General features: G+C 53.5%; 3 tRNA genes and 3 rRNA genes. All 6 read right to left on the bottom strand.

Features of this window, described 5'->3' with window-relative positions:
- Position 1: 1 nt before the first annotated feature.
- A tRNA-Met gene (locus MBENS4_RS23535) sits at positions 2-78 on the bottom strand.
- 210 nt (positions 79-288) lie between these two features.
- A 5S ribosomal RNA gene (gene rrf / locus MBENS4_RS23530) occupies positions 289-403 on the bottom strand.
- A gap of 163 nt (positions 404-566) precedes the next feature.
- Positions 567-3,358, bottom strand: a 23S ribosomal RNA gene (locus MBENS4_RS23525).
- 251 nt (positions 3,359-3,609) lie between these two features.
- A tRNA-Ala gene (locus MBENS4_RS23520) sits at positions 3,610-3,685 on the bottom strand.
- Between the two features lie 15 nt (positions 3,686-3,700).
- Positions 3,701-3,777: transfer RNA gene (locus MBENS4_RS23515), tRNA-Ile, on the bottom strand.
- Between the two features lie 176 nt (positions 3,778-3,953).
- Positions 3,954-5,440: ribosomal RNA gene (locus MBENS4_RS23510) — 16S ribosomal RNA — on the bottom strand.
- Together the 16S, 23S and 5S rRNA genes with 3 tRNA genes alongside form the textbook arrangement of a ribosomal RNA operon.
- Positions 5,441-5,461: the final 21 nt, after the last annotated feature.

Here is a 5,461-nt window from a genome sequence, read left to right as displayed (position 1 = left end):
TTGGTTGCGGGGGTAGGATTTGAACCTACGACCTTCAGGTTATGAGCCTGACGAGCTACCGGGCTGCTCCACCCCGCGTCACCATGATGGACCGTTTAAGGCCCGTTAGCAGATATTTGATGTTCATCTCGACGTTGTCGATCTGAACGGCGGGCTGCTCCACCCCGCGTCACCGATGTTGAGCGTTCATTTGAGAGACGCAAAAAGGGGGCTTTTGGGCCCCCTTTGTGGACCATTGAGGTCCTTTGTCATTGTGATGGGTTTTTATGATCTTGCGCTGGCTACAATGCCTGGCGACGTCCTACTCTTCCAACGCTTGAGCGTAAGTACCATCGGCGCTGGCAGGTTTCACGTCCGAGTTCGAGATGGGATCGGGTGGGTCACTGCCGCTATGGCCACCAAGCAATGGAGCGAGCGCAAGATTTTTAATCGATGAAGTCCGTGCATTTTTTGGTTCATCCCGACGCTGTCGGTCTGAACGTGCAGATTTATGTGTGTCTGGCTTTGATTGATCGTCCGATCACCGCCGACGGTCCTTGGCAGGACTGTCATTGATGGTGGGATTCTACAAGCATGAACAGAGTTATTAGGACCAGTTAGCTTCACGCGTTACCGCGCTTCCACACCTGGCCTATCAACGTGATGGTCTATCACGACTCGATGATACCTAATCTCGAGGGAGGCTTCCCGCTTAGATGCTTTCAGCGGTTATCCCTTCCATACATAGCTACCCTGCTGCGCGGCTGGCGCCACGACAGGTACACCAGAGGTATGTTCATCCCGGTCCTCTCGTACTAGGGACAACTCCTCTCAAGTATCGACGCCCACGGCAGATAGGGACCAAACTGTCTCGCGACGTTCTGAACCCAGCTCACGTACCACTTTAATTGGCGAACAGCCAAACCCTTGGGACCTGCTCCAGCCCCAGGATGTGATGAGCCGACATCGAGGTGCCAAACGATTCCGTCGATATGAGCTCTTGGGAATCATCAGCCTGTTATCCCCGGCGTACCTTTTATCCGTTGAGCGATGGCCCTTCCACGAGGGACCACCGGATCACTATGACCGACTTTCGTCTCTGCTCGATTCGTCAATCTCGCAGTCAGGCAGGCTTATGCCATTGCACTCTTGCAGCCGGTTTCCAACCGGCCTGAGCCTACCATCGCGCGCCTCCGTTACTCTTTAGGAGGCGACCGCCCCAGTCAAACTACCCGCCACAGAGGGTCCCTGTACCGGCTAACGGTACTAGGTTAGACATTAAAAAATCACAGGGTGGTATTTCACCTATGGCTCCACACCAGCTGGCGCCGATGTTTCAAAGCCTCCCACCTATGCTACACAATAATTTTCCAATGCCACTCTGAAGCTGCAGTAAAGGTGCACGGGGTCTTTCCGTCTAACCGCGGGTACTCCGCATCTTCACGGAGAATTCAATTTCGCTGAGCATATCCTGGAGACAGTGGGGAAGTCGTTACGCCATTCGTGCAGGTCGGAACTTACCCGACAAGGAATTTCGCTACCTTAGGACCGTTATAGTTACGGCCGCCGTTTACCGGGGCTTCAATTCGGAGCTTGCACTCCTCCTCTTAACCTTCCGGCACCGGGCAGGCGTCAGACCCTATACGTCGTCTTGAAGCCGACTTAGCAGAGCCCTGTGTTTTTGCTAAACAGTCGCTACCCCCTGGCCTGTGCCCCCCGACAGTGCTTGCGCATAGCCGGGGCCTCCTTCTTCCGAAGGTACGGAGGCAATTTGCCGAGTTCCTTCAGGATACTTCTCTCAAGCGCCTTGGTATACTCTACCTGACCACCTGTGTCGGTTTCGGGTACGGTCTATACGGTGGGGCTATTTCCTGGGACTGCTTCGAAGCACGTTCAATCCGATAAGAACGTACAACACACGCAATCCGTCACACACCACCAGGCCCACGAATATTAACGTGGTTCCCATCGACTACCCCCTTCGGGCTCGTCTTAGGGGCCGGCTTACCCTGCTCAGATTAGCTTTAAGCAGGAACCCTTGGTCTTTCGGCGAGAGGGCATCTCACCCTCTTTGTCGCTACTCATGTCAGCATTCGCACTTCCGATACGTCCACGACCCATTACCAGATCGCTTCACTCGCTTACGGAACGCTCCGCTACCGCTCAGAACAATGTTCTGAACCCTAAGCTTCGGTGCATCACTTTAGCCCCGTTACATTTTCGCCGCAGGAACCCTTATTTAGACCAGTGAGCTGTTACGCTTTCTTTAAAGGATGGCTGCTTCTAAGCCAACCTCCTGGTTGTTTTGGGATTCCCACATGCTTTCCCACTTAGTGATGACTTGGGGACCTTAGCTGTAGGTTAGGGCTGTTTCCCTTTTGACGACGGACCTTAGCACCCGCCGTCTGTCTGCCGAACAAGACTCGTTGGTATTCGGAGTTTGGTTAGAATTGGTAGATCTCGCGACCCCCGCATCCATCCAGTGCTCTACCCCCAACGGCATACATTCGACGCTCTACCTCAATAGATTTCGCGGAGAACCAGCTATTTCCCGGCTTGATTGGCCTTTCACCCCTAAACACAACTCATCCGAGAATTTTTCAACATTCAACGGTTCGGTCCTCCAGTGCGTGTTACCGCACCTTCAACCTGGTCATGCCTAGATCGCCGGGTTTCGGGTCTAATACACCATACTCAGTCGCCCTATTCAGACTCGCTTTCGCTGCGCCTACACCTAACGGCTTAAGCTTGCATGGTACATTAAGTCACTGACCCATTATGCAAGAGGTACGCTGTCACCCCCTATGGGGCTCCAACTGCTTGTAAGCATCCGGTTTCAGGTACTGTTTCACTCCCCTCATCGGGGTGCTTTTCACCTTTCCCTCACGGTACTGGTTCGCTATCGGTCATGTACGAGTATTTAGGCTTGGAGGGTGGTCCCCCCATGTTCAGACAGGATTTCACGTGTCCCGCCCTACTCAAGTCCTGGAACCTCACTTTTGCATACGGGGCTGTCACCCGCTATGGCCACTCTTTCCAAAGTGTTCTGCTAGTTTAGTTCCAGGCACTGGCCTGGTCCGCGTTCGCTCGCCACTACTAACGGAATCTCGGTTGATGTCTTTTCCTCTGGTTACTTAGATGTTTCAGTTCACCAGGTTCGCTTCACCAAGCCTATATATTCAGCTCGGTGATACCTTATCCACCTCACTCAAAAGCTGCCGAAGCAACCATCGAGAGAAATGGTGAAGGTGGGTTTCCCCATTCGGAAATCGCCGGATCAAAGTTTGCTCACAACTCCCCGACGCTTATCGCAGCGTGCCACGTCCTTCATCGCCTGTACATGCCAAGGCATCCACCAGATGCTCTTACCTCACGCTTGAGAATCCACACCATCAACGACAGCCCTGCATAGAGACTGCGTCGTAATAGGTGCGGACGATTTATCTCAGCCAGATAATAAAATCTGTTGTAACGCATGGTTGATTACCCAACGTCTGGATAATCCATGCGCCACGGCATCGATTAAAAAACCCATTCACAATGTCAAAGATCTGCGGGCAAATCCCGCTAACCGGTCCGAAGACCGGAACTGTTTCGCTTCATCGCTGGAGTACTGTTCGTGTGTACGGCTGGTGGAGCCTATCGGGATCGAACCGATGACCTGATGCTTGCAAAGCAACCGCTCTCCCAGCTGAGCTAAGGCCCCTAAAGCCGTAAACAGTGGTGGGCCTGAGTGGATTCGAACCACTGACCTCACCCTTATCAGGGGTGCGCTCTAACCAACTGAGCTACAGGCCCACGTGCCTGCCTTCGCTGACCCTATGGGCCGCGGGCGGCGTGAGCCAGCTCAGGCGTACAACGCTCATTTGAGCGTTATCTCCAGTGATGAAGGGACATGAGGACGACGGCATGTTCTTTGGAAGAAGCGAAGCTCTTTCCCGGTCAAGCCAGGACGCTTTCGTTTCAATCCTTAGAAAGGAGGTGATCCAGCCGCAGGTTCCCCTACGGCTACCTTGTTACGACTTCACCCCAGTCGCTGATCCCACCGTGGTTAGCTGCCTCCTTGCGGTTAGCACACTACCTTCGGGTGAAACCAACTCCCATGGTGTGACGGGCGGTGTGTACAAGGCCTGGGAACGTATTCACCGCGGCATGCTGATCCGCGATTACTAGCGATTCCGCCTTCATGCTCTCGAGTTGCAGAGAACAATCCGAACTGAGACGGCTTTTGGAGATTAGCTTGTGCTCGCGCACTTGCTGCCCACTGTCACCGCCATTGTAGCACGTGTGTAGCCCAGCGTGTAAGGGCCATGAGGACTTGACGTCATCCCCACCTTCCTCCGGCTTATCACCGGCAGTTTCCTTAGAGTGCCCAACTAAATGCTGGCAACTAAGGATGAGGGTTGCGCTCGTTGCGGGACTTAACCCAACATCTCACGACACGAGCTGACGACAGCCATGCAGCACCTGTCACTCATCCAGCCGAACTGAAGAAATCCATCTCTGGAAATCGCGATGAGGATGTCAAACGCTGGTAAGGTTCTGCGCGTTGCTTCGAATTAAACCACATGCTCCACCGCTTGTGCAGGCCCCCGTCAATTCCTTTGAGTTTTAATCTTGCGACCGTACTCCCCAGGCGGATAACTTAATGCGTTAGCTGCGCCACCCAAATTCCAAGAACCCGGACAGCTAGTTATCATCGTTTACGGTGTGGACTACCAGGGTATCTAATCCTGTTTGCTCCCCACACTTTCGCACCTCAGCGTCAATACTTGTCCAGTCAGTCGCCTTCGCCACTGGTGTTCTTCCGAATATCTACGAATTTCACCTCTACACTCGGAATTCCACTGACCTCTCCAAGATTCTAGTCACCTAGTTTCAAAGGCAGTTCCGGGGTTGAGCCCCGGGCTTTCACCTCTGACTTGAGTAACCGCCTACGCGCGCTTTACGCCCAGTAATTCCGAACAACGCTAGCTCCCTCCGTATTACCGCGGCTGCTGGCACGGAGTTAGCCGGAGCTTATTCTCCAGGTACTGTCATTATCATCCCTGGTAAAAGAGCTTTACAACCCTAAGGCCTTCATCACTCACGCGGCATTGCTGGATCAGGCTTTCGCCCATTGTCCAATATTCCCCACTGCTGCCTCCCGTAGGAGTCTGGGCCGTGTCTCAGTCCCAGTGTGGCTGATCATCCTCTCAGACCAGCTAAGGATCGTCGGCTTGGTAGGCCTTTACCCCACCAACTACCTAATCCTGCGCGGGCTCATCTCTTGGCGATAAATCTTTGGACCGAAGTCATCATCCGGTATTAGCAGTAATTTCTCACTGTTATTCCGAACCAAGAGGCAGATTCCCACGTGTTACGCACCCGTGCGCCACTAACCCCGAAGGGTTCGTTCGACTTGCATGTGTTAGGCATGCCGCCAGCGTTCGTTCTGAGCCAGGATCAAACTCTCAAGTTTGTGAAACAACATTCACGGCAC

The organism is Novosphingobium sp. MBES04 (assembly GCF_000813185.1).
Taxonomy (GTDB): Bacteria; Pseudomonadota; Alphaproteobacteria; order Sphingomonadales; family Sphingomonadaceae; genus Novosphingobium; species Novosphingobium decolorationis.
Note: the sequence above shows the minus strand (reverse complement) of the source record. Positions and strands in the feature narration are given on the sequence as shown.